This window comes from Sebaldella sp. S0638 (genome assembly GCF_024158605.1).
In the GTDB taxonomy this organism is placed as follows: Bacteria; Fusobacteriota; Fusobacteriia; order Fusobacteriales; family Leptotrichiaceae; genus Sebaldella.
In genome coordinates this window covers 1-23982 of sequence record NZ_JAMZGM010000045.1, presented here as the reverse complement: position 1 = coordinate 23982, position 23982 = coordinate 1, and the positions used below count along the sequence as shown (strand labels likewise).

Here is a 23982-nt window from a genome sequence, read left to right as displayed (position 1 = left end):
GTGTCTTTTTCCACTATTTACAGATAGAGAGTAGTTAAACCCCGTTATTACTGGGTTTTTGAATAGTTATAGGTAACTATAAGGAGGAATAATTAATGAGCAGACTTATTAAAAGATTTAGTTTTGGAAAAATTGTTGACAGAGGAGAAATGCCTCACTTTTTGGAGTTTCAGTTAAATTCATACGAAGACTTCATTCAGGCAGGAATCCCGCCGCAAAAAAGGGAAAACCAAGGTTTAGAAAATATTTTTCAGGAAATTTTTCCAATAGAATCGAGTAATGGTCAACTTAAATTAGAGTATATATGGTATGAGATTCATGAAAATGATAAACCGCTTAATGACGAACTGGAATGTAAGAAAAGAAGAAAAACGTATGCCGGTCAGCTGAAAGTAAGATTACGTTTAATAAATTTGAAAACAGAAGAAATACAGGAAACATTAGTGTATTTTGGTGAAATTCCGTTAATGACTGATAAAGCCACATTTATTATAAACGGGGCAGAAAGGGTTGTTGTATCTCAGCTGCACAGATCACCAGGTGTTACATTCAATAAAGAGTTGAGCATACAAACAGGAAAAGATATATTTATTGGTAAAATAATCCCGTATAAAGGGACTTGGCTGGAATTTGAAACTGACAAGAATGATATATTAAACGTAAAAATAGACAGAAGGAAGAAAGTTTTATCAACTATATTCTTAAAGTCAGTGGACTTTTTCACGAATAATAGAGAGATAATGGATCAGTTTTTTGAATCTAAAGAACTGGATCTGAATAAGATTTACGAAAAATATAAAGGTGATGATTTACAGGAAGTAATAAAAAACAGACTAGAAGGAAGTTTTAACAAAGAAGATATTCTTGATGAGAAAACAGGAGAGTTTATTCTGGAATCGGAAGAATTAATTGACGAGATCGGAATAGAAAAATTAATTGAGAATAAAGTTGAAAAAATTTATTACTGGGAAGTAAAGCCGGAAGACAGAATTATTGCGAATTCACTTATTCATGACCATACTAAGACATCTGACGAAGCAGTTGTAGAGGTCTTTAAGAAACTAAGACCGGGGGATCTGGTAACTGTAGACAGTGCAAGATCACTTTTAAAACAAATGTTCTTTAATCCTCAGAGATATGATCTTGCCAACGTAGGAAGATATAAAATAAATAAAAGACTTAAACTGGATCTGCCGGAAAATGAAATTACACTTACTAAAGAAGATGTAATGCAGACTATTAATTATGTAAGAAACCTTTTTAATGATGACGGATATACTGATGATATAGATAACCTGTCAAACAGAAGGGTAAGAGGAGTAGGAGAGTTACTGTCTATTCAGGTCAAAGGCGGAATGATGAAAATGGCTAAGATGGTTAAGGAGAAAATGACAATACAGGATATTACTACTTTAACACCTCAGAGTCTTTTGAATACTAAACCGTTAAATGCTTTGATTCTGGAATTCTTTGGATCCGGGCAGCTTTCTCAGTTTATGGATCAGTCGAATCCTCTTGCAGAATTAACTCATAAAAGAAGAATATCAGCTTTGGGACCGGGAGGACTTTCAAGAGAAAGAGCAGGATTCGAAGTGCGTGATGTACATAACTCACACTATGGAAGAATCTGTCCTATAGAAACACCGGAAGGTCCGAATATCGGTCTGATAGGATCACTGTCAACTTATGGAAAAGTTAATAAATACGGATTTATAGAAACACCATTTGCAAAAGTAGAAAATGGTAAGGCAATACTTAATGAAATAAATTACCTTGGAGCAGATGAAGAAGAAGGATTATTTATAGCACAGGCGGATACACCTGTGGATGATAAAGGAAATATCCTTGCAGAAGAAGTAGTCTGCAGATATGGAGAAGAAATAGTCCATATAGTTAAAGAAAAAGTTCATTATCTGGATGTATCACCTAAACAGGTAGTATCAGTTTCAGCAGGATTAATTCCGTTTCTTGAACATGATGATGCGAACAGAGCACTAATGGGATCGAATATGCAACGTCAGGCGGTACCATTATTAAGAACAGAGGCCCCTTATGTGGGAACAGGTCTTGAAAGAAAAGTAGCTGTGGATTCAGGAGCAGTAATGACATCAAAAGCAAACGGAAAAGTAACTTTCGTAGATGCGAGACAAATTATTGTAACAGATGAAAATGATAAGGAACATGTTCACAGATTACTGAACTTTGAAAGATCAAATCAGGCAATGTGTCTGCATCAGAAGCCAATTATAAGCCTTGATGACGAAGTAAAAAGAGGAGATATAATTGCTGACGGACCATCAACTGCAGGTGGAGATCTTGCACTTGGTAGAAATATACTTCTGGCATTCATGCCTTGGGAAGGGTACAACTTTGAGGATGCGATTCTGATATCTGAAAGACTTAGAAAAGACGACGTATTTACTTCAATACATATAGAAGAATTTGATATAGAAGCAAGAACAACAAAACTTGGAGATGAAGAGATCACCAGAGAAATACCTAACGTTTCTGAAGAGACATTGAAAAACTTAGATGAAAGCGGTATTATAAGAATAGGTGCACAAGTGAATCCCGGCGACATCCTTGTAGGAAAAGTCACTCCAAAAGGAGAAACTGAACCGCCGGCAGAGGAAAAATTACTGAGAGCGATCTTTGGAGAAAAAGCTAAAGACGTAAGAGATACATCATTAAGACTTCCTCATGGTACAAAAGGTACAGTTGTAGATGTTCTGATATTGACTAAAGATGACGGTGACGACTTAAAGGCCGGTGTAAACAAAGTAGTAAGAGTTTATATAGCTGAAAAAAGAAAAATAACTGTCGGGGATAAAATGTCAGGAAGACATGGAAATAAAGGTGTCGTTTCTAGAATACTTCCTGTGGAAGATATGCCGCATTTGGAAGACGGAACACCAATTGACGTAGCAGTTAATCCGTTAGGGGTACCGTCACGTATGAATATCGGACAGGTATTGGAAGTCCATCTGGGTCTGGCAATCGGAAATATTGATCAATATATAGCAACGCCTGTTTTTGACGGAGCTAGTGAAAATGACGTAAAAGACTATCTGGAAAAAGTAGGATTTGAAAGAAACGGAAAAGTAAAACTAATTGACGGTAGAACAGGAGAACCATTTGATAATCGTGTTACTGTAGGAAGAATGTACATGCTGAAACTGCATCACTTAGTAGAAGATAAGATGCACGCAAGAGCAATTGGTCCTTACTCACTGGTAACACAGCAACCTCTTGGAGGAAAGGCACAATTCGGTGGACAAAGACTGGGAGAGATGGAAGTTTGGGCTCTGGAAGCATATGGAGCATCAAATATCTTACAGGAAATGTTAACTGTAAAATCTGACGATATAAGCGGAAGAACAAAAACTTACGAAGCAATAGTAAAAGGTCAGGGAATGCCTGAGGCTGATGCGCCTGAATCATTTAAAGTTTTAATAAAAGAGTTTCAATCATTAGGATTAGACATAAATTTATTTGATAAAGATGGTCAAGTGATAGAATTAGATAAAAATAATGAAAATTAAACTATGGATTGAGGAGGCTCTTGTTAATGAGTATAAGAGATTTTGATAGTATACAGATAAAGCTTGCTTCACCTGATAAGATCAGAGAATGGTCTTATGGTGAGGTGAAAAAAGCTGAAACAATAAACTACAGGACATTGAAACCTGAAATGGACGGTTTATTCTGCGAGAGAATATTTGGTCCAGCTAAAGATTTTGAATGTGCGTGTGGAAAATACAAACGTATGAGATACAAAGGCATAAAATGTGAAAAGTGCGGAGTGGAAGTAACTACTTCAAAAGTAAGACGTGAAAGAATGGGTCATATAGATTTAGCAGCTCCTGTGGCGCACATATGGTATTCAAAAGGAACGCCCAATAAAATGAGTCTTCTTTTGGGACTTAGTACAAAAGAACTGGAATCAGTACTGTATTTCGCAAGATATGTAGTAACAGAACCGGGAGAAACTAACCTTGAAAAAGGCGTAATACTTACAGACAGAGAGTACAGACTTTATAAAAGCCAGTTTGGTGAAAAATTTGAAGCTAAAATGGGTGCAGAAGGTATTATAAAACTATTGGAAGAAATAAATCTTGTACAGCTTGAAGAAGAACTGAAAAATGAACTTGAAGTTTCACAGTCAAGCCAGAAGAGAAAAAAAGTAGTAAAAAGACTAAAAATAGTAAGAGATTTCATCATTTCGGAAAACAGACCGGAATGGATGATTCTTACTGTACTGCCTGTAATTCCTGCTGATATAAGACCAATGGTTCAGCTTGATGGTGGAAGATTCGCAACAAGTGATCTTAATGATCTTTACAGAAGAGTTATAAACAGAAATACAAGATTGAAAAAATTAATATCAATAAATGCTCCTGAAATAGTTATAAAAAATGAAAAAAGAATGCTTCAGGAAGCGGTAGATGCCTTAATAGATAACGGAAGAAGAGGAAAGCCGGTTGTTACACAAAATAACAGAGAACTTAAATCTCTTTCTGATATGCTTAAAGGTAAAAACGGAAGATTCAGACAAAACCTTCTTGGAAAACGGGTAGATTACTCAGGAAGATCGGTTATCGTCGTAGGACCTAATCTGAAAATATATCAGTGCGGACTTCCGAAAAAAATGGCTCTTGAGCTTTATAAGCCGTTTTTGATGAGAGAACTTGTAAAAAGAGAAATAGCTTCTAATATAAAAATAGCTAAAAAGATGGTAGAAGAAGAAGATGACTATGTATGGGAACTAATAGAAGAAATCATCAAAAATCATCCGGTTCTGTTAAACAGAGCCCCTACATTACACAGATTATCAATACAAGCGTTTCAGCCTACTCTTATAGAAGGAAAAGCAATAAGACTTCACCCGCTGGTATGTTCTGCATTTAACGCGGATTTTGACGGTGACCAGATGGCGGTACACTTAGTGTTGTCGCCTGAGGCCCAGATGGAAGCAAGACTTCTTATGCTGGCTACAAATAACATAATTGCTCCTTCAAGCGGTAAACCTATAGCGGTTCCTTCACAGGATATGGTTATGGGATGTTATTATATGACAAAAGAGAGAAGAGGGGAAAGAGGAGAAGGTAAATTATTCTCTAATAAGAACCAGCTGATAACTGCATACCAGAATAAGCAAGTGGGAACACACGCTCTGGTAAAAGTAAGAATAGACGGTGAAATGATAGAAACAACACCAGGAAGACTTTTATTTAATACAATGCTTCCAAAAGAAGTCAGAGAATATGATAAAACGTTCGGAAAAGGTGCATTAGGTAAATTAATAGCAGAATTATATGAATTATACGGTTTTGAAAAGACTTCTGACTTAATTGATAAAATTAAGAATTTCGGATTCCATTATGCGACATCTGCTGGAATAACAGTTGGAATAGAAGATCTGGAAATACCTGATACAAAAAAATCTATTTTGGAAAGTGCTGAAAAAGAAGTAGCAGAAGTGGAAGAACAGTATAAAAAGGGTACTATAATAGATGAGGAAAGATACAGAAAAACAGTAGCAATATGGTCAAGAGCAGTAGATGACGTAACTAAGGAAATGATGGACAATCTTGATGAATTTAATCCGGTTTATATGATGGCGAACTCAGGAGCCAGAGGTAGTATAGCACAGATGAGACAGCTTGGTGGAATGCGTGGACTAATGGCGGATACACAAGGAAGAATCATGGAGGTACCTATTAAGGCGAACTTTAGAGAAGGTCTGAATATACTGGAATTCTTCATGTCATCACACGGTGCCAGAAAAGGACTGGCGGATACGGCGTTAAGAACCGCTGAGTCAGGATATCTTACAAGAAGACTGGTTGACATTTCACATGATGTTATCATAAATGAACATGATTGTCAGACTCATGAAGGAATAATAGTTTCTGATCTGGTTGACGGCGGTAATGTTATAGAAAAACTTGATGAAAGAATTTATGGAAGAACTCTTGCAGAAGATATCGTTCATGAAGGTGAAGTAATTGCTGAAAGAAACGAACTTATAGGTAAAGATCTGATCAAGAAAATCAGCGAGTATGAAATCAAAGCCGTGAAAATCAGAACACCTCTTACATGTGCATTGGAAAAAGGAGTATGTCAAAAATGTTACGGACTGGATCTGTCTAACCATAAAGAAATTCTTAAAGGTGAGGCAGTGGGAGTTATCGCGGCGCAGTCAATCGGTGAGCCGGGAACACAGCTGACAATGAGAACTTTCCATACAGGAGGGGTAGCACAGGCTGCAGCAGTACAGACGAATATAAAAACAGATTCAGCAGGTAAAGTTAAGTTTAAAGATGTAAAAATACTGGAAAATGAGGCTGGGGAAGAAATAGTTGTTGCTCAGAACTCAAAAATAGTAATAGACAAACAAAAATATGAAATTCCGTCAGGATCATTATTAAAGGTAAAAGAAGGAGATAAAGTAGAAAAAGACCAGATACTGGTAGAATTTGATCCTTATCATATACCGATAATAAGTAATGAGTCAGGAAAAGTAGAATTCAGAGATCTTTATGTAAGAGAAAATATAGATCATAAATATAATGTTACTGAAAGAATGGCTATAAAGCCGGTAGAAAGCGGAGACGTGAACCCAAGAATCGTTATTTATGAAAAAGGGAAAAAGCTGGATGAATACAGTATTCCTTATGGAGCATATTTAATGGTAAAAGAGGGAGACAAAGTAAAAAAAGGACAGATTATTTCAAAAATAATTAAGTCCGGAGAAGGAACAAAAGATATTACCAGTGGTCTTCCGAGAGTTCAGGAATTATTCGAAGCTAGAAATCCTAAAGGAAAAGCTGTTTTATCAGAAGTAGCAGGACGTGTACTTATATCTGATAAAAAGAAGAAGGGTATGAGACTTATATTAATAGTAAGTCCTGAAACTGGAAAAACAATAAAAGAATACACAGTACCAGTAGGGGAACACTTAGTGGTAACTAATGAAATGCTTATAGACAAAGGGACAAAACTAACAGACGGACCGGTTTCACCGCATGATATACTGAAAATAAAAGGTCTTATTGAAGCTCAGCAGTTTATCCTGGAATCAGTACAGCAAGTGTACAGGGAACAGGGAGTTTCGGTAAATGATAAGCATATCGAAATAATAGTAAAACAGATGTTCCAAAAAGTAAAAATCAAAGATTCGGGAGACTCTTTGTATCTGGAAGATGAATTAGTGGATAAAAAGATTGTAGATAAAGAGAATAACGAACTTATCACAGAAGACAAAAAGATAGCTACATATGAACCTGTTATTCAGGGAATTACAAAAGCTGCGGTAAATACAGAAAGCTTTATATCGGCTTCATCATTCCAGGAAACTACAAAAGTTCTTGCAAATGCAGCAATAGAAGGTAAAGTAGATAGACTTGAAGGACTAAAAGAGAACGTAATCATCGGTAAAAAAATTCCAGGTGGTACAGGATTTAAAGAGTATAGAAAAATGCTTTTAGCTGATCCGGTATCAGAAGAAAATAATAGTTAAAATAATTTACGGGAAAGGGCAGATATGCTCTTTCCCTGAATAATAAGCCATTGGAGGCGTTATGAAACCTATAAATATAGGATTTAATAATATCGTAATAGACAGCCGAATAGTTGGAATTATCAGTCCGGATTCTGCTCCGAGCAAAAGATTAAGAGAAGAAGCAAAAGAAAGAGAAATGTTAATAGATGCTACTTCAGGAAGACGAACAAGGGCTATTTTAATAATGGACAGCGGTCACATTATTTTATCAGCCATTAATGTAGAAACATTACTCTTAAGGATAGAAAAAGGAGAATGAAATGAAGGGGAAACTAATAGTAGTATCAGGCCCAAGCGGAGCGGGTAAATCAACAGTTACAAAAATAGCAAGAGATAAATTAAATATACCTTTGACAATATCAGCAACAACAAGAAAACCAAGACAGGATGAAACAGACGGAAAAGATTATTATTTTTTATCAGAAGAAGAATTTATGAAAAAAGTGGAAGAGGATAAGTTCTTTGAATGGGCAAAAGTTCATGATAATTACTATGGTACTTTGAAATCTGAGGTAGAAAAGAAAAGAGAAGACGGTAATACTGTTCTTTTGGAAATTGATGTTCAGGGTGGCTTGACAGTAAAGAAAAAAGACCCAAGTGCTGTATTAGTTTTTTTTAAAGCTCCTAATGATAAAGAACTGGAAGAAAGGCTAAGAAATCGAGGATCTGATTCAGAAGAAGTGATACAAAAGAGACTGGAAAATGCTCTAAAAGAGATGGAATATGAAAAAGATTATGATTATTCTATTATAAATAAAAGCATAGATCAGTCATTTCAAGAATTAGTAGATATTATTAATCAATAGGAGGAAAAATGAAAAAAAGACATATAACAGTGGATGAGTTATTAAATAAAATTCCAAATAAATATGAGCTTGCCATAGTGGCAGGAAAAGCAGCAAGAGAGCTATTTTTAAAAGGTGAAGAAAAATCAAAAATAATGGATGAGGTATTTGAAGAGATACTTGAAGAGAAAGTAAAAGTATAATTGTAAAATAATTTTAAAAATAGACTTGACTATTTAAAATTATAAAATATAATTGTATAGATGGATAAAATAATTGGAGAAGATTATGTCTGAAGATAATGAAATACAGGAATTTATAAATAAACTGGACATTGTACAGGTAATAAGCGAATATGTGAATCTGAAAAAATCAGGAGCCAATTATACAGGGTTATCTCCATTTAAACCAGAAAGAACACCTTCATTTACAGTAAGTCCCGGAAAAAATATTTTTAAAGATTTCAGTTCGGGAATAGGCGGAGATGTAATAACATTTTATATGAAAATAAACAATCTGACTTTCGGAGAAGCAGTGGAAGAACTGGCAAATAAATATAATATCCCGTTCAAAAGCAGATTTTCCGGAAAAAGCGGTGATGCAAAACAGCAAAATTCACTGCAAAAATTTCATATGATATTACAAAGTGCGCTGGAATTTTATTCAGAAAATATCTTTAAAAATAAAAAGGCCTTGAATTATTTGGAAAAAAGAGGCCTGAACGAAAATGATATCAAAAGATTTAAATTAGGATATGCTCCTGAAAACTGGGATAGTCTGCTGGAAAATTTTAAAAATAAAGACTATTCTAATGAAGACCTGATAGAATTAGGTTTGATAAAGAGAGCGAGTACAGGAAACTTTTTTGATGTATTTCGTGACAGGATTATATTTCCCATCTATAATAGAAATCAGAATATAGTCGGTTTCGGGGGGAGAGCCCTTGACGGCGACAATACAGCTAAATACATAAACTCACAAGAATCAAAAGTGTTTAATAAAAGCCGTGAAGTTTATGGTCTGGTCAGCAGAGGGGAAAAAATCAGAAAAAAAGGCTTTGTAATATTAATGGAAGGTTATATGGATGTACTTTCCGCACATAAAAATGACTTTGAGAACGCTGTAGCATCATTAGGTACTGCATTTACAGACGAACAGGCAAAGTTGCTAAAGAGATACACAAACAATATTGTCATAGCCTATGATAGTGATGAAGCTGGTAAAAATGCATTATTCAGAGCTTCTTATATTCTGAAAAAACATGAATTCAATGTTAAGTGCCTTTTTTTCCCAAAAGGAATAAAGGATCCGGATGAATTCTTTCAGTCAAATGACAAAAAAAAATTCGTAGAATTGTTAAAAGAATCTGTTGATATATTTGAATATATGTTCTCAGTGTTTTCATATGATATTGATATAAAAACAGTAGAAGGAAAAAAAATATTTATAGACAGATTTAAGGAATTTTTTGCTAATTTGCAGAATCGTATTGAAATTGATATTTATCTGGATAAGTTAAGTGAAGAATTAGGGATAAGCAAGCAAAATCTTGAAGCAGAGATCCTGAAGAAAGATTCAGGAAAATATAAGAAAACGAGAACTAAGGAATTTAAAAAAGAAGAAATTTCGATAAAAAATAAGTTGAACTATGATTTATTGGAAGTATCTACTTTAAAGTTAATTTTAAAGTATCCTCAATATTATAAAGAGTTTGAGAAAAAAGATATAAAGAGTTTCATAATAATCGAAATTTTAAAAAAATTAAAAAAAATTGACTTTAATACAAAAATATTAGATAATTCAGAGATAGACGAAGAAGAAAAAAAATTAATTTTTAAATTTTCAAGAGAAGCAGATCTGGAGATAGAGAAAGAAGATGAATACTACAAAATACTTTTTACAGACTGGTTTAACAGAGAGCTGGAAAAAGAGATACATAAAAAAGACCAGAATTATTTCTATATGAAACAGATAGAGCATGAACTAAAAAATATTCACAGTTTACAAGAGATCAAGGAATTATATAATAAATTTAAACTTTATGTCCGAGGAGAATCAGATCATGTCTGAAAAAAATATGAATTTAAAAGATAAATTACTAGAGCTTGTGAAACAGGCAAAGGAAGACGGAGTAATAAGCTATGAAGAAATAAACAGTGTTATTCCGGAAGATTTCCCAGTAGAAAAAATAGATCAGTTAATTCGTGGAATAGAGGATAAGGGAATCAGTATAGTGGATACACTTACTGAGAAAAAAGACTATATGGACAGTAACTCTTCAAAAAAGTCCGAAAAAATTCCTGAAATAGAGGAAGAGGAGTTTAACGAGGAAGAAATTGACGAGACAGAAGTAAACGAACTACTTCACACTGATTTAATAAAATTGGCTGAAATAATGGATGTAGATGAGCCAATAAAGATGTATCTGAGAGAGATCGGACAGATACCGCTTTTGACATATGAAGAAGAAATATCCCTTGCACAAAAAGTTCTGGAAAATGACGAAGAAGCTAAGCAGAAGCTTATAGAATCTAATTTGAGACTGGTGGTAAGTATTGCGAAAAAACATACAAACAGAGGTCTAAAAATGCTGGATCTGATCCAGGAAGGCAATATGGGATTAATGAAAGCCGTGGAGAAATTTGAATATGAAAAAGGGTTTAAGTTTTCTACATATGCTACATGGTGGATAAGACAGGCTATTACAAGAGCAATTGCCGATCAGGGAAGAACAATAAGAATACCGGTTCACATGATAGAGACAATTAATAAAATTAAAAAAGAGAGCAGAATTATCCTTCAGGAAACGGGAAAAGAAGCTACAGCTGAAGAATTGGCGAAAAAGCTGGAAATACCTGTGGATAAAGTAAAAAGCATACTTGAAATGAATCAGGATCCTATTTCGCTGGAAACTCCGGTAGGAAGCGAAGAAGACAGTGAACTTGGGGATTTTGTGGAAGATGATAAGTTTTTAAATCCGTATGATGCAACAACAAGGGTATTACTGAAAGAACAGCTGGACGGAGTATTAAAAACACTAAGTGAACGTGAGGAAATGGTTTTGAGATACAGATATGGTCTTGACGATGGTTCACCAAAAACTCTTGAGGAAGTAGGAAAAATATTTAATGTCACAAGAGAGAGAATCAGGCAGATAGAAGTAAAAGCATTGAGAAAACTGAGACATCCGAGCAGAAGGAAAAAATTAGAAGATTACAGGAGCTGATTTCAATTTATATGAAATTAGCTTTTTTAAATACATAGAACAAATAAAAATATAGTTTAACAAACTATTAAAAAGCATGATTTTATGCTATAATTTTATAAATAAAACAATGGGATGTGATATATAATGTTAAAGAGCATAATGGATACGATACGGAGAAACGAAAATTATAATATGGAAGAGCTCTTTCAGGAGTATGATCTTTCAGACGAAGAGTTTGGAGCCATTGTAAATTTTTTATATACTGAAAATATTCCTGAAATCAGAGTTTCTTTAGAAAATAACGATTTCGTAATAATAGATGAAGAAAATGCAGATATATCCGAAAAAGAGACAATAGAAATATATCTAAACGATATAAAGGATCATAACGTAAAACAGATGAAAATAAAAGAAATTGATGAAAATGATAAAGATCAGCTGGTAAACAGACATTTGAAAATAGTGATAAGAGAGAGCCTGCAATATGTAAAACTGGGGTTTTCATTCCTTGATCTGGTACAGGAAGCCACAATAGGCGTTATTAACGGAATTGAAAAATTGAAGCATTCTGAAAGTGATGTAGAATTCTGGCTTAAGAATTTTGCCATAAAATATATTCTTGAATATCAGAAAAAAATACTGAAAGATTTTAAAGCATCAGAACTGGCTTATATTCTGTATCTGAAAGTGCAGCTGGAAATTAATAACGGGCTAAGTCTGGAAGAAATATCAAAGCAAATGAATATAGAGCTTAACTATTTAAATGCTCTTCAGGAACTGTTTGCCAAAATGGATGACATGCCGGAAAATTCCTACAGTATAGTGGAGAAAGTATCTCATTTGACTAGAAAATACGTATTAAGCAATATTCCAAAAAAATTAAATTATTTAGATGAAAGAATTCTGATGATGTATTATGGATTAGACGGTAAATTTTATAAAACTAAAGAAATATCAAAAATATTAAATATAGAAGAGAGTAACATAAATGTACTAAGAGAAAAGGCCCTAAATAAACTTGCTTTTAATCTGAATAAGGAACAAATGGAAGAAAGCATGGAATATCTGAATTAAAAAGGAGAATATTATGAAACTTGAAGATATAATGAATTTTCTGGAAAAAAAATATAATCCTGAACTTGCTGAAAAATGGGATAATTCTGGTTTGATAGTAGGAAGAAAAGAGAGTAATATTTCTGCGGTAATAGTTTGTCTTGATGTCACAGCTGATGTAATAGATCAGGCTGTGGCAAACAGAGCAGAGCTTATAATTTCACATCATCCTTTGATATTTTCTGAAATCAAGCGGATAACAAGTGATACATTACTTGGAGAAAAAATTTTACGACTTGCAGAGAAGAAAATATCTGTATACAGTATGCATACAAATGTAGATTCTGCTGCTGACGGGCTTAATGATTTTATACTGGAGAAGTTAGATTTGAACGGCGAAAAAAGCATTTGGATAAAAAATGAAAGTATTCCTGAAAGCGGGTTAGGGCGTATCCTGGAACTTAAAAAAGAAATGAGTATTTCTGAGATATGTACATTGATAAAGGAAAAATTAAATTTGGAAAATATAAGAATTGCAGGGGAGAAAAAGAAAGTTAAAAAAATAGCAATATTAACCGGAGCCGGCGGTTCTCTGATTCCAGAAGTGGATAAGACTGTGGATCTGTATATAACGGGAGATTTGAAGCATCATGAAACACTGGATGCCCTTGAAGGAGGACTTACATTAATAGATATAGGTCATTATGAAAGTGAAAATATTTTTTCAGAATTAATAAAAAGAGATTTATCAGAATTTTTTAATGGAAAAATTATACAGGCAAAAGAAAATCAAATATTTAAAATAGTATAGAAGGAAAAAAATGAAAAGAATAATTTTATTTATAATAATAAGTGTAAATCTGTGTGCCTTCGAAATAAAAGATAATATAGGGATATTTGATAAAAATTCAGAAAAAGAATTTGAAAAGAAAATAAAGAAAATAGAAAATAAAAGCAGAATAAATTTTATTTTTGAATATGACTTCAGTAAAAAAATAATAAATTTAAAAGATAATAAAAATACAATATTGTTGGAGATTATAAAAAAAGACAACAGAGAAACAGAAGTAAATTTATATGTGTCAAATGATTTGAGTATAAAAAAGGAATCTCTTGATAAAGCAGTGAATAAACCGAAGGATCTTATAGAAAACGGAAAATACAGTGAGTATTCATATGAAGTTGCTAAAGAATTAGGAGAAAATAACAAAAATAATTCTCTAATTATATATATAATTTCAATTATAACTTTTATTTTTTTATGTTTTGGTGTAAAATATGTATATAAAGGCTTTAGGGCTAATCGCTTCCGTAAGGAAGAGGAAAGTCCGGACTTCACAGAGCAGGGAGGCAGCTAACGGCTGCTGAGAGTAATCTTAAGGAAAGTGCCACAGAAAAAAAACCGCCGTTTACGGTAAGGGTGAAAAGGTAGTGTAAGAGACTACCAGTGGTCTAAGAAATTTGACCAGCTAGGTAAACCCCTCCTGAAGCAAGAATAAATAGTAAGTCTAAAAAGGAGTTGCTCGCTCTGACTTTAGGGTAATTTGCTCGAGCTGGCAGTTAATTGTCAGCCTAGATAAATGATTAGCAGAAACAAAATCCGGCTTATACTAAAGCCTTTATAAAAAACATAATTTAAGTGAGGTATAATGAAACTGGTAAAACCTAGTGTTGAATATAAAAAAGAATATATAGATTTCGTGAAGCAGATTAGAAGAAATAATGAAATAGAGAGTTCTTATACCTTTAAATTATCCTTTTTAAAATTTAATTTTCAAAAATTTTTGGATTATCTTGATTATATAAGTGAATATCCAAAAGGCGAGATAATCATTCCAATGAAAAATTACTGGGCAATAGAAGACGGAAAGATAGTGGGAAGGATTACTCTTAGGAAAGATTCAGGAGAAGAACTGTTTCACTATATAGGAAATGTAGGATATATAATTGCTCCGGATGAAAGAGGAAAGGGTTATGCAACAGAAATGCTCGGTCTTTTGAAACCTATAGCAAAAGAAAACGGGCATAGGAAACTGTTGATAACATGTAACAGAAATAATATCAATTCTAAAAGAGTCATTGAGAAAAACGGAGGAGTATTTTTAGATGAGATAAAATGGGAAGAAAAAAATATAAAAAATTTAAGATATGAAATATATTTATAATAAAAGGGAAGCAGGCCCTAAAGAGAAACTGTATCTACTACAGTATCTCCGGGTCTGCTTCCTTTTCTGCCTTCTACAAGAATAAATTTTATTTTATTATTATACTTAATTGATCTTAATTTCAAAACATTGAGTTTATTGTCATAAATAGCTTTCATCAAGTCATTTAAGCGTCCGGGAATAATTATAATATAAAAAAAACCGTGATTTTTTAAAAGTCTTTTTATATTTAAAACTAAATTATCCAAAGTCATTTTTACTTCAAATTTTGCAATGGAAATTTCTTCATTTTGCGATAAAGTACCGGAATTTTTCCTATAATAAGGAGGATTAGAAATAATATAATCAAATTCACTGTCCGGAAAAAAATCGTTAATATCTGTGTGATAAGGAATGATTTTATCAGAAAGGGAATTAATGGCTATATTTCTCTTTAAACAGTCAAAGCTGTCCTTTTGTATCTCTACGGCAAATATTTTGCTCAAATGGATATTTTGGGCTAATAATAAGGGGAGGATACCATTACCCGCCCCTATATCAAGAAGTGTTCCGTTCTTTTTTATATTTTCTCTGCAAAAATCTGCAAGAAGAAGCGGATCATTCGTAATTTTAAATAAATTGTTATTAACTATAATTTTCTGTCCGCTGCTTTCAAGAAATTCTATATATTCATTATTATTCAGAATCATTGTTCGTCCTTAATTTCAGATAATTCAATGTGCTGCTTTTCAATTTCTTTAAGTATTTTTTCTTTTTCCTCACGGTTAAAAGTAATTTCATTGATTTCAAATTTCATAACTCCTTTTTCAGGAACATTAACAAATAAAAAATCATTTAGAACATTAGTACTGATAACGTGTCCTCTGCCTGCCGGAGTAGAAACATTCTGTCCGATTTCAGGAAAAAATCTCTGTTTTTCAGCATATTGATCGTATTCAAAATTCAGGCAGCATTTTAATCTTCCGCAAATTCCCGACATCTTAGTGGGGCTGACTGAAACACTTTGATCTCTGGCCATCTTTATGGTAACAGAATCAAATTTATTAATAAATGCCTTACAACACAAAGGCTTCCCGCAAACTCCGCAGTCTCCGATAAGTTTCGCCTGATCACGTACACCAATCTGTCGTAATTCTATTCTAAGTTTGAAAATACTGGCAAGTTCTTTCACAAGTTCTCTGAAATCTACACGATCTTCAGAAGCAAAATAAAATATCAGTTTTTTTCTGTCAAATGTAAACTCAGTCTCAATAGATTTCATATTGAGATTAAACTTTTTAATTTTATTTTTTAAGACATAGCTGGCTTTTACAGCTTCAGCTTTCAGGTCATTATACTTTTCCATATCTTTGTCAGTAGCAATTCTGATAACTTTTTTCAGCGGCACTGAAATAGTATCAGATTTGACGTATGATGCTTTGGTATAGACCTTTCCCATTTCCAGTCCTCTTGCAGTCTCAACAATGCAGAATTCCCCCAAAACAGGATTAAGGCTGTCATTTATTTCAAAATCATATCTTTTTTGCACTGCTTCAAAATACAAATTTATGACACGCACGTCAATATTGTGATCACCAATAAAGCTCTTTTCCATATTTTCCGAAAGCACTTAGGATTCTCCCTTCATCGCTTGGTTTTATTTGATAAAACTCAACTCTTTTTTTAAATTCTTTATTTACTGCTTTTACAAGTTCTCTAAAATCAAGTCTTCCTTCAGCAGTGAAATAGAAAATTAACTTACTTTCATCAAAAGTATACTCTCCAATGACAAGATTCATTTCAGGCAGAATTTCTTTAACTATCTTTTTACAGACAAAATAGGCTTCATCGGCTCTTTGGTCAAGAATTTCTAATTTGGCAATTTCTTCATTGGTAAGCTTTCTCTTTATTCCTCTTACTTTTAATTCATCGTCGTCACTTTCTATGACATTATCATCATCATTAATAATAATGCCGATCTGGTCACCTCTTGCAGTTTCTACAATTACAGTATCCCCTTTTCTATAATCATTAGAGTCATCAATTTTGAACAGATAAACTTTTTTAGTTTTTCTAAATTTCACATTTATTAATTTCATAGTATGCCTCCTTCTAAAAAACTGAAATAGCCTTTAGGGCTGACTATTATATGGTCTAATAGCTTAATCTCCAGCTTTTCCAATAAATGCTTTAGTTTTGAGGTAATAAGAATATCAGATTCAGAGGGCTTTAGAGCGCCGGATGGATGGTTATGCACAAGGATAACCGACTTGGCATCATTCTCCAAAACTTTTTTGATTAATTCTCTGGGATGTACAGCACTTTTATCAAGTGTTCCATAAAAAAGATTTTCATCTTTGATCAGTTCATTTTGTGTGTTCAGAAAAAGAACCTTAAAAATTTCAATTTTTTTAGAACCAAGATTATATTTCAGATACTGTATAAGCTTTTTATTACTGGATAATTTTATCTTCTGGATAGAAATATCATTATACAGTTCCTTTTCGATAATATCACCGATTAACTTAAACAGAACATATGTTCTTTCTGAAACATCTCTATTTGAAATAAACTCATTTTTATCTAAAGTAAAAAAGTTACTTATATTTTTATACTTAAGCAAAAGCTGTTTTGCAATACTTTTACAATCTTTTCTTAAAATCGTATATGTAAGCAGTAATTCGATTATTTCATAATCCTGTAATCCGTTTATTCCTGATTTCAAATACCTATTTCTCAATCGTTCCCGATGACCTGAAACCATTTGCTTATCTATCATTTGATCCCCCCAGTTCAAATAATTAATTTGACATTTACATTATACCATAAAAATTCAATATAACAAGCAATAAATAATTTGATGGTCGTAGAATAAACGATCTATTGGTAGGCAGGGGAATGAAAAAAACTCTGATAAATATAAACAGGTTTATCTTGAATAGAAAAGTGGGATGTAAAAAATTATAAAGAATTTCTTTTATTATTAATATTATACGCTTTAAAATATATAGGATTTGTGAAAAATAAGTATAAGAAAACCGGCAAATCTTCAGAAAATGCCGGTTAATCAAAAGTGTTTTATTAAAAATTACTCTTTGTAATCATCCTCCAGTTTTTCAATGCGTGAATTCAAGGCTTTCAATTCATTCACTATTTCCCGCATCGATTCTTTGAAAGTATCAAAAGTCTTCATATCTTTCCAGATAAAATAACTGAGTACAATTCCGATTATTCCAAAATCGGCTAATTTAGTTATTTCCATTTGTTTCCTCCTTTGATGTATCAGATTTTTTTGGCTCTGTTTTCTTTTTCAATAAGAAGTTTTTTGTGATTAAAGACGAAATTAACAATCCATTTTGTGAAATTTCTTGGAATCAATGATAAAAAAGTATCTTTGAACAGTTTTTGGCTGTAAAGCCAGTCAACTGCGTATTCAAGTTTTTTGGAACCTGAAATCATGCTTATTCCTTCTGCCTTCAAAGCAGCAAGAACAGCAAGAGTTTCCAATTTTTTGTATTTGAACAGGAGAAAGGCCCCTGCTAAAATGACTATTACTATTGTGATATTTATTATATTAATCATAAATCCCCCTTTTATTACTTTATTAATGTAACTTGATTTATATAGTATGAAGTTGGCTGAACAGTATATTTTGACCCGCTTAAAACCAAGCTATTGTTAGTTCTCTTCACTGTAGCAAGAATATAAGCGATCTGACCTTGCATAATATTAGGAATTGTAATATTAAATCCTCCAAAAAGAAGTCCTGCAGATGGAACCATAATATCTGTATTAAGCCCGTTAGTATGTGTAATATTAATTATTAATGTATAATTTTTTGAATGTACAGGCGGAAGAATATCCTCAAGAGTACAGTTTATAAAATCCCCGTTTGCAAGTGTCTTTTTACCCTGCCACAAGATTTCTCTGGTATTTTCTTCTTCTTGTTTCCCGGCACCTGAAGAAATAACTATAAATGAATCATCTATGAAAATGAACTGGTAAATTCCTTTTGGCATATTATTCAGAGTTTCAAGTGTTCCGTTATTATAGATTTTTACAGGGTATTCTCCATTTTCTTCACTGTTATCCATAAATTTTAGCTGCAGCGGCTTTTCAAAAGAGGAATCAGTTTTCATAAGGAGAATTATCTTCATTCCCTGAAATACAGAAAATTCATTTATCCCTTCAATTTCTATTTCCAGATTTGTATTTACCTCAGTGGTTTCTGTTTTTTCACATTTCAAATCCAGTATTGTATTTTTTTGTAAAAGATTTATAAGGTCAGCATCAATATTTGTTCCGGGCTCTGTAATGAGACCGGGATCAAATTCCAGATCGTATGTGTAATTATTTAATGTGTCTGGTTCAGTAAGTTTTATTCTTCGTGGAAATTCTACTTTCCTGTTTTTAGCTAAAATTAATTTATTCATTGTTTTCCACCTTTTCTATTTTACTTTATTCCTTCTATTTTTAGATGAGTGATGGTACTGAGAGCATAGTAAGACTGTAAAACTAAATAATTATTTTTAGTATTTACGCTAACTGTAAAGTCATCGTATCCGAATGGAAGTAAATTAAAGAATTGACCATCCTGACTTTCTAAAAGCTCTCTTGAAAATATATTTCCTCTTTTTCCATTAAATTGATGAACGATAATATTGATAAAAGTGTATTTATTAGGAATATATATTTCGGTTTCAACTGTACCCATTTGATTCTGTGATTCAAAGGTAACATCCTCATCATATAAAAGATCGCTTGAACTGCCGCCGCCTGAAGAAGTATCGGATATAAGTATAAAAGCTCCGTTAATGTAGATCATTTGATATATTCCGACAGGAAGATTATTGACATTTTCCAAAGCTCCGTTATTATAAATTTTTACTGGAATTTCAGATGTTTCATCTTCAGTATCCTTGAATTTCAGTTGTATTGGTTTATTAAAGCTGCTGGCAGTTTCTAAGACCAAAATTATTTTCATTCCTTGAAAAATTGTAAATTCAGTGATTCCTTCCAATTCAGATTCAAGGTTAGAATTTATTTCTGTTTCGGAAATAGTGTTGCACTTTACATCTATAAATGAATTTTTTTGGAGAAGGTTAACAAGGTTAGCGTCAATGTTTGTTCCTGGTTCTGTGACAAGACCCGGATCAAATTCCAGATCATAAATGTAATTTTCGAGAGTATCAGGTTCAGTAAGTTTTATTCTTTTAGGAAATTCAACTTTTCTGTTTTTAGCTAAGATTATTTTATTCATTATTCACCGCCTTTTATTTAGTTCTTTTCCAGAAATATACTGTTATATATGGATTTAGATTTGAGAATGCCTGATTGCTTCCTGTTGTACCGGAAGTTACGTTGAACCAGTGATTGTGCTGGCCTGCCCAGTTTGTTCCTGGGGCAGAGCCGTGGGTCCAGCAATCTCCACTTGGATAAGTCCATGGAAATTGCCAAGCCTCAGTAACCCAATTCCATGGAGCTAAATTAGGTTGAGACCATCGAAAAGCATCATCAGCAATATTTGCTTCTGGACCAACACTGCTTCCAGAGGATGTTTTCAAATTGTGTGTATGCGGCGGGACATAATGTGAGTGATCATTAACAATATGATAATGATTCCCCTGAGCATCTGTAGCCCCTTGAACATTATGATTATGAGAAGGTAAATTTCCCACACCTAAAGTAGTAGTCTGAGCACCACCTGTTTTTTCACCTGCATTAAAGCTGACATCATTTGTGTCAACACCAATTAAAGTCCGCCCTTTGGCATATCTTTCCCAAGTACCACCAAGTGTTATATTCGGGTCAAAGTCCTTATTAACAGTAGTATAAATAGTGCCAACAGGAAAAATTTTAGTGAAAAATCTGCTGAATTTACTGTCAATATAATCAATAATGTTAGTATAGGAACTAATTCCCTTTGTAGTTTCAGTAGCATCAGGAACTTCAGTTTTTATCAGATTTTTAATAGTTTTAATATTTATAAGACCAGTTGTTTCTTCTTGAGCCAATAGTGAAGCATTTTCCACAATAAATTTATTTTCTCTGAAAACAGCATTATATACATGATTTTTCACTAATTCATTTTTGAAAAGCGACACCAAATCCTGCCCATTTCTTCTCACAAGTTCATAAAGATTACCATTTAGCTTAATAAAAGGTTTTTCTTTTGTATTAGTAACATCAACTTTGAATTTTATATTCAAATTATCAAAGATTCCAAATTCTTTGATACCGTCAAACCCTGTGATATTATAAAATTCTGTATCATTGACAATATCATGTTCAGAACCGACAACAAAGCATCCATTCTTTTGAATACTGTTCATAATTGTTTCATCAAGAGTAGTACCGATCTGTTCGGCATACTTTTCACCAAGCCAGTCTATTTTACTGGCATCAACTTCTATATCAGAAGCATTAGTTATTTTGTAAGTTCTTAGGTTCTCACCTTTCCAGTCATGAACTTTTTTAATATACGCCATCTATTCCCTCCATTCCTGAGTCATATCCAGATTCTGTAAGATTTGTTTCATTTCGTTTAATTTCCAGAAGTTTATCCACAAAGATTTCTTCATTTTCAATTCTAAACATATCACAACCGCAAATTGTAGCTCCACAAACAAAATGTTCCTTGAAAATTCTATGTTTGAACTCAAAATTGAAATTAACACCATCGGCTTTTATGTTTAGCAAAACTTTTTCAATGAGATGTCTGTATTCTTTTTCTTTGTTTTTGTTGATAATAATATGAATAAGTCCATTTTGCTTTTTATAAACATAGAGGTCCTCTTCTTCAATTATGTAAAACAAAAATTTCATCAGAACCTCGGAAGTAGCATTTTTACTTACCATCAGCCAATATTGTAAAATGCTGATTCTGTATATATCATCATTTTCTCCGGAGTCTCTGTGTACACCAAATATATTACCAAGACGGTCAAGCCAGATACCTTCTGCCTCATCAACATTCAACATTAAAGCAAGTTCATAAACGGCCTGATTCAGATTGTTGATTTCTTCAAGTATAGAACTTATCAAAAACTCATTGTTGCTTCCGATGTCTATATTATACATGTGCGGAAATCGTTCCAGCACTTCATTTAACTTATCATCTCTATACATAAACTACCTCAATATCACTTCTGGTTAACTTATATTTCTGTGTATCAAGAATATCGAATTTATGTTCCAGATTATAAATTTGATAATCTGCATTGGGATTATCAGAATTATCCAAAACGTATACTTTGGCATATCTGATCTCATCTATACCATTAACCTCTGAATGAAGTTCGTTATATGTCATTGGTTCTCCAAGACCGAGAGAATCACAGTATTTTATCAGTTCATCCTGAATAGGCTTTGTCCATCTACTATCTTTTTCACCGTTTACCTCAAGAACTTCAACTCTTATTTTTAAAGATTTAAATTTCAGGATATTGTAAGTAATAGCAGTTTTGATCTTTTTAGTGATTAGAAATTCTTCTGTATGATAATCCAAAGCAGAATCTGCAATTGTGTTTATTCCTGCTGCCAGAGTATCTAAAATTGCTTTTGCGATTTTTCTGTCAGGTGTTCCGTCCACAATTATTTTTGTAGTACCGTTAGCAGTAGCAGGAGTAGTTTTAGGATCCAGAATAATTACATCATTAACTACATCAAGGTCTAAAAGAGCGGTTTTAATTGCATCATATGTGGCAGTTGCACTTTTATTTTTGGCATTTTTAAGTCTGTATCTAAAATCTGAATCACTTTCTAAGCCTTCTCCATTTGTGAATGCATATGGGTTGTAAATATTCAAAACCTGAAATCCGTCAATTTTAGTTATGCTTTTTTCAGGAATATTGTACTCTGTACCTGTATCGGAAGCCATAACATACACTTCTTTACTATTTTGATTAATAACTGTAGTTTCCATGACTTTATATTCCAGAGTTCCTGCTCTTATAACTGTATCTTTGGGAATTGTTTGTGAAGTACCAGATTCAATAATGACTAAGCCATTTGCTTTTTTGCCTGTATATCTTGGTTCTACAGGAAGAAGTTTTTGTAAATAATCTAAAAATATCCCCTTAGCGCCGTCAATATTGAACATATTGGATAATTCCAGCAGTTGTTCATCCAAAGAAGTTATTTCATATGTAAGGGCTTCATTATGAATCCCTTCAGGGGTGTTAAAGTCAAAACTAAATTGGTCATCTTCCAAACGAGCTTTCCATCTTTTTTCAATATTATCAAGATGTTCTGAAAATGTTTCTTTTTTATATCCGATAGGAGTGATTGCCCCCATTATATCTCCTCCTTTTTAAATTTCTATTATTTCATTGTCTTTAGTATAAATGGTTATATTTATCTGATAATTCCCATTTTCCTGAAGATTAGTTTCATATTTTAGAATATTTGATACATCTTTATCTTGTTTGATATATTCTTGTATTTGTGAATCAAGAATTAATTCTGTAAGTTTTCTTCCAATATTTCCTTCAATATCACCATTTCCAAACCAGTTTATTCCTTCCTGATTATGTAAAAACCATTCTCCATAATTAAGAGCAATTTTATTTTGTAAACGCTGTGATACTGTTTGTACCGGAGTTGTTAAAATGATATTTTTTTTTATTGTAACATCTCCAAAATCATCCATAATCCAGCTTTCGTTACTTTTCATTATTTAGGCACCCCCGTATCACTTGATCCAGACTGAACATTTCCATGAGTGTGATTAACTAAACTGATAGAGTTACTTTGAACATCTTCAGAAGAGTTTAGTAATCCATCAAAATTTCCAGTTCCAGTGACTTCTAAGTTTCCATTTATTTTAGTATTACCAGCTATTTCTATATTTCCATCTTTAGTAAAACGTATATAATTTCCACTTTCCTTGTGAATAATTGATAAATCTTCCGGATACTGATCAGTGTATTGTGCTGTAATATTGCCGATAATAATCGCATCATCAAGAGAGTAGCGATCTTTTGAAACAGGTTCTACCTGTTCCGCAGAATCAATTGTTCCCTCGAGAGAGTGCTGGCAAAAAGCTACAACAACCAGATCACCGATTTTATATGGTGCATTTATAAAAAAAGAAGATGAATTAAAAATTGGCATAATGGGAATAGTATAGATATTAGGAGTATCAACATAGATATGAGCCTGTGATAAAAAGTCTGTAAATAAAAAAATCTTTTTATGATAAACTAAAAACAGGAGGACTTTATTATG

At 32.8% G+C, this 23982-nt stretch carries 23 protein-coding genes and 1 other RNA gene; 11 read left to right on the top strand and 13 right to left on the bottom strand.

From position 1 onward, the window contains the following. Positions 1-95 precede the first annotated feature (95 nt). The 11 genes from rpoB to NK213_RS12405 all read left to right on the top strand — a co-directional run bounded on the left by rpoB (position 96) and on the right by NK213_RS12405 (position 14775). On the top strand, positions 96-3542 hold the full coding sequence (rpoB, locus tag NK213_RS12455) for a DNA-directed RNA polymerase subunit beta (RefSeq protein ID WP_253349631.1): 3447 nt from the start codon (positions 96-98) through the stop codon (positions 3540-3542). A 26-nt stretch (positions 3543-3568) separates the two neighbouring features. Then, entirely contained in the window at positions 3569-7522 is a 3954-nt protein-coding gene (gene rpoC, locus NK213_RS12450) for a DNA-directed RNA polymerase subunit beta' (RefSeq protein ID WP_253349629.1), read from the top strand. 61 nt (positions 7523-7583) lie between these two features. Further along, complete coding sequence (locus tag NK213_RS12445; RefSeq protein ID WP_012862372.1) at positions 7584-7823, top strand: extracellular matrix/biofilm biosynthesis regulator RemA family protein; 240 nt, start codon at positions 7584-7586, stop codon at positions 7821-7823. Position 7824: 1 nt separating this feature from the next. Then, positions 7825-8370, top strand: coding sequence for a guanylate kinase (gene gmk, locus NK213_RS12440; RefSeq protein WP_253349627.1), 546 nt, complete (start codon positions 7825-7827; stop codon positions 8368-8370). Positions 8371-8378: 8 nt separating this feature from the next. Next, positions 8379-8552: a DNA-directed RNA polymerase subunit omega gene (rpoZ, locus tag NK213_RS12435; RefSeq protein ID WP_253349626.1), complete on the top strand. Its 174-nt coding sequence runs from the start codon at positions 8379-8381 to the stop codon at positions 8550-8552. A gap of 85 nt (positions 8553-8637) precedes the next feature. After that, entirely contained in the window at positions 8638-10419 is a 1782-nt protein-coding gene (gene dnaG, locus NK213_RS12430) for a DNA primase (protein ID WP_253349624.1), read from the top strand. Next, positions 10412-11575: an RNA polymerase sigma factor RpoD gene (gene rpoD / locus NK213_RS12425; RefSeq protein ID WP_253349622.1), complete on the top strand. Its 1164-nt coding sequence runs from the start codon at positions 10412-10414 to the stop codon at positions 11573-11575. Before dnaG ends, rpoD begins: the two co-directional genes overlap by 8 nt. A 126-nt stretch (positions 11576-11701) precedes the next feature. After that, positions 11702-12631, top strand: a complete 930-nt coding sequence (locus tag NK213_RS12420) for a sigma-70 family RNA polymerase sigma factor (RefSeq protein ID WP_253349620.1) — start codon at positions 11702-11704, stop codon at positions 12629-12631. A 13-nt stretch (positions 12632-12644) separates the two neighbouring features. Further along, positions 12645-13421 (top strand): Nif3-like dinuclear metal center hexameric protein, encoded by a 777-nt coding sequence (locus tag NK213_RS12415; RefSeq protein ID WP_253349618.1) that lies wholly within the window; start codon positions 12645-12647, stop codon positions 13419-13421. Positions 13422-13897: 476 nt separating this feature from the next. Continuing rightward, an RNA gene (gene rnpB / locus NK213_RS12410) (RNase P RNA component class A) lies at positions 13898-14234 on the top strand. A 25-nt stretch (positions 14235-14259) separates the two neighbouring features. Then, on the top strand, positions 14260-14775 hold the full coding sequence (locus tag NK213_RS12405) for a GNAT family N-acetyltransferase (RefSeq protein ID WP_253349616.1): 516 nt from the start codon (positions 14260-14262) through the stop codon (positions 14773-14775). A 17-nt stretch (positions 14776-14792) separates the two neighbouring features. Here the strand turns inward: NK213_RS12405 and NK213_RS12400 are convergent, their stop codons facing one another. The 13 genes from NK213_RS12400 to NK213_RS12340 all read right to left on the bottom strand — a co-directional run. Continuing rightward, positions 14793-15464 (bottom strand): tRNA1(Val) (adenine(37)-N6)-methyltransferase, encoded by a 672-nt coding sequence (locus NK213_RS12400; protein ID WP_253349614.1) that lies wholly within the window; start codon positions 15462-15464, stop codon positions 14793-14795. Continuing rightward, a complete protein-coding gene (locus NK213_RS12395) occupies positions 15461-16384 on the bottom strand; it encodes a regulatory iron-sulfur-containing complex subunit RicT (RefSeq protein ID WP_253349612.1) in 924 nt (307 codons plus the stop codon). Before NK213_RS12395 ends, NK213_RS12400 begins: the two co-directional genes overlap by 4 nt. Next, positions 16347-16853, bottom strand: coding sequence for a PSP1 domain-containing protein (gene ricT, locus NK213_RS12390; protein WP_253349611.1), 507 nt, complete (start codon positions 16851-16853; stop codon positions 16347-16349). The genes NK213_RS12395 and ricT overlap by 38 nt, the downstream gene beginning before the upstream one ends. Then, a complete protein-coding gene (gene radC / locus NK213_RS12385) occupies positions 16850-17533 on the bottom strand; it encodes a DNA repair protein RadC (protein ID WP_253349609.1) in 684 nt (227 codons plus the stop codon). The genes ricT and radC overlap by 4 nt, the downstream gene beginning before the upstream one ends. Positions 17534-17842: 309 nt before the next feature. Beyond that, on the bottom strand, positions 17843-18016 hold the full coding sequence (locus NK213_RS12380; protein ID WP_253349607.1) for a hypothetical protein: 174 nt from the start codon (positions 18014-18016) through the stop codon (positions 17843-17845). Between the two features lie 20 nt (positions 18017-18036). Next, positions 18037-18336, bottom strand: coding sequence for a hypothetical protein (locus tag NK213_RS12375; RefSeq protein ID WP_253349605.1), 300 nt, complete (start codon positions 18334-18336; stop codon positions 18037-18039). A gap of 14 nt (positions 18337-18350) precedes the next feature. Beyond that, positions 18351-19187: a hypothetical protein gene (locus NK213_RS12370; protein WP_253349603.1), complete on the bottom strand. Its 837-nt coding sequence runs from the start codon at positions 19185-19187 to the stop codon at positions 18351-18353. Positions 19188-19207: 20 nt separating this feature from the next. Continuing rightward, positions 19208-20014: a hypothetical protein gene (locus tag NK213_RS12365; RefSeq protein WP_253349601.1), complete on the bottom strand. Its 807-nt coding sequence runs from the start codon at positions 20012-20014 to the stop codon at positions 19208-19210. A gap of 13 nt (positions 20015-20027) precedes the next feature. Further along, positions 20028-21242: a hypothetical protein gene (locus NK213_RS12360; RefSeq protein ID WP_253349599.1), complete on the bottom strand. Its 1215-nt coding sequence runs from the start codon at positions 21240-21242 to the stop codon at positions 20028-20030. Continuing rightward, on the bottom strand, positions 21229-21882 hold the full coding sequence (locus NK213_RS12355; protein ID WP_253349597.1) for a hypothetical protein: 654 nt from the start codon (positions 21880-21882) through the stop codon (positions 21229-21231). Before NK213_RS12355 ends, NK213_RS12360 begins: the two co-directional genes overlap by 14 nt. Then, positions 21875-23050, bottom strand: coding sequence for a baseplate J/gp47 family protein (locus NK213_RS12350; RefSeq protein ID WP_253349595.1), 1176 nt, complete (start codon positions 23048-23050; stop codon positions 21875-21877). The genes NK213_RS12355 and NK213_RS12350 overlap by 8 nt, the downstream gene beginning before the upstream one ends. Before the next feature lie 15 nt (positions 23051-23065). Further along, positions 23066-23428: a hypothetical protein gene (locus NK213_RS12345; RefSeq protein ID WP_253349593.1), complete on the bottom strand. Its 363-nt coding sequence runs from the start codon at positions 23426-23428 to the stop codon at positions 23066-23068. Further along, positions 23428-23982 (bottom strand): Gp138 family membrane-puncturing spike protein (locus tag NK213_RS12340; protein WP_253349591.1); only part of this gene is annotated, 555 nt, incomplete at its 5' end. The genes NK213_RS12345 and NK213_RS12340, both read right to left, overlap by 1 nt.

What these genes read in the sequence shown, in the direction of transcription:
- NK213_RS12405 (WP_253349616.1), top strand. Translation starts at nt 14,260, where the DNA reads ATGAAACTGGTAAAACCTAGTGTTGAATATAAAAAAGAATATATAGAT.
- dnaG (WP_253349624.1), top strand. Translation starts at nt 8,638, where the DNA reads ATGTCTGAAGATAATGAAATACAGGAATTTATAAATAAACTGGACATT.
- rpoB (WP_253349631.1), top strand. Translation starts at nt 96, where the DNA reads ATGAGCAGACTTATTAAAAGATTTAGTTTTGGAAAAATTGTTGACAGA.
- NK213_RS12445 (WP_012862372.1), top strand. Translation starts at nt 7,584, where the DNA reads ATGAAACCTATAAATATAGGATTTAATAATATCGTAATAGACAGCCGA.
- ricT (WP_253349611.1), bottom strand. Translation starts at nt 16,853, where the DNA reads ATGAAATTAATAAATGTGAAATTTAGAAAAACTAAAAAAGTTTATCTG.
- NK213_RS12375 (WP_253349605.1), bottom strand. Translation starts at nt 18,336, where the DNA reads ATGATTAATATAATAAATATCACAATAGTAATAGTCATTTTAGCAGGG.
- rpoC (WP_253349629.1), top strand. Translation starts at nt 3,569, where the DNA reads ATGAGTATAAGAGATTTTGATAGTATACAGATAAAGCTTGCTTCACCT.
- NK213_RS12370 (WP_253349603.1), bottom strand. Translation starts at nt 19,187, where the DNA reads ATGAATAAATTAATTTTAGCTAAAAACAGGAAAGTAGAATTTCCACGA.
- NK213_RS12380 (WP_253349607.1), bottom strand. Translation starts at nt 18,016, where the DNA reads ATGGAAATAACTAAATTAGCCGATTTTGGAATAATCGGAATTGTACTC.
- NK213_RS12420 (WP_253349620.1), top strand. Translation starts at nt 11,702, where the DNA reads ATGTTAAAGAGCATAATGGATACGATACGGAGAAACGAAAATTATAAT.
- NK213_RS12365 (WP_253349601.1), bottom strand. Translation starts at nt 20,014, where the DNA reads ATGAATAAAATAATCTTAGCTAAAAACAGAAAAGTTGAATTTCCTAAA.
- rpoZ (WP_253349626.1), top strand. Translation starts at nt 8,379, where the DNA reads ATGAAAAAAAGACATATAACAGTGGATGAGTTATTAAATAAAATTCCA.
- NK213_RS12360 (WP_253349599.1), bottom strand. Translation starts at nt 21,242, where the DNA reads ATGGCGTATATTAAAAAAGTTCATGACTGGAAAGGTGAGAACCTAAGA.
- radC (WP_253349609.1), bottom strand. Translation starts at nt 17,533, where the DNA reads ATGATAGATAAGCAAATGGTTTCAGGTCATCGGGAACGATTGAGAAAT.
- NK213_RS12400 (WP_253349614.1), bottom strand. Translation starts at nt 15,464, where the DNA reads ATGATTCTGAATAATAATGAATATATAGAATTTCTTGAAAGCAGCGGA.
- gmk (WP_253349627.1), top strand. Translation starts at nt 7,825, where the DNA reads ATGAAGGGGAAACTAATAGTAGTATCAGGCCCAAGCGGAGCGGGTAAA.
- NK213_RS12415 (WP_253349618.1), top strand. Translation starts at nt 12,645, where the DNA reads ATGAAACTTGAAGATATAATGAATTTTCTGGAAAAAAAATATAATCCT.
- NK213_RS12350 (WP_253349595.1), bottom strand. Translation starts at nt 23,050, where the DNA reads ATGGGGGCAATCACTCCTATCGGATATAAAAAAGAAACATTTTCAGAA.
- NK213_RS12345 (WP_253349593.1), bottom strand. Translation starts at nt 23,428, where the DNA reads ATGAAAAGTAACGAAAGCTGGATTATGGATGATTTTGGAGATGTTACA.
- NK213_RS12355 (WP_253349597.1), bottom strand. Translation starts at nt 21,882, where the DNA reads ATGTATAGAGATGATAAGTTAAATGAAGTGCTGGAACGATTTCCGCAC.
- rpoD (WP_253349622.1), top strand. Translation starts at nt 10,412, where the DNA reads ATGTCTGAAAAAAATATGAATTTAAAAGATAAATTACTAGAGCTTGTG.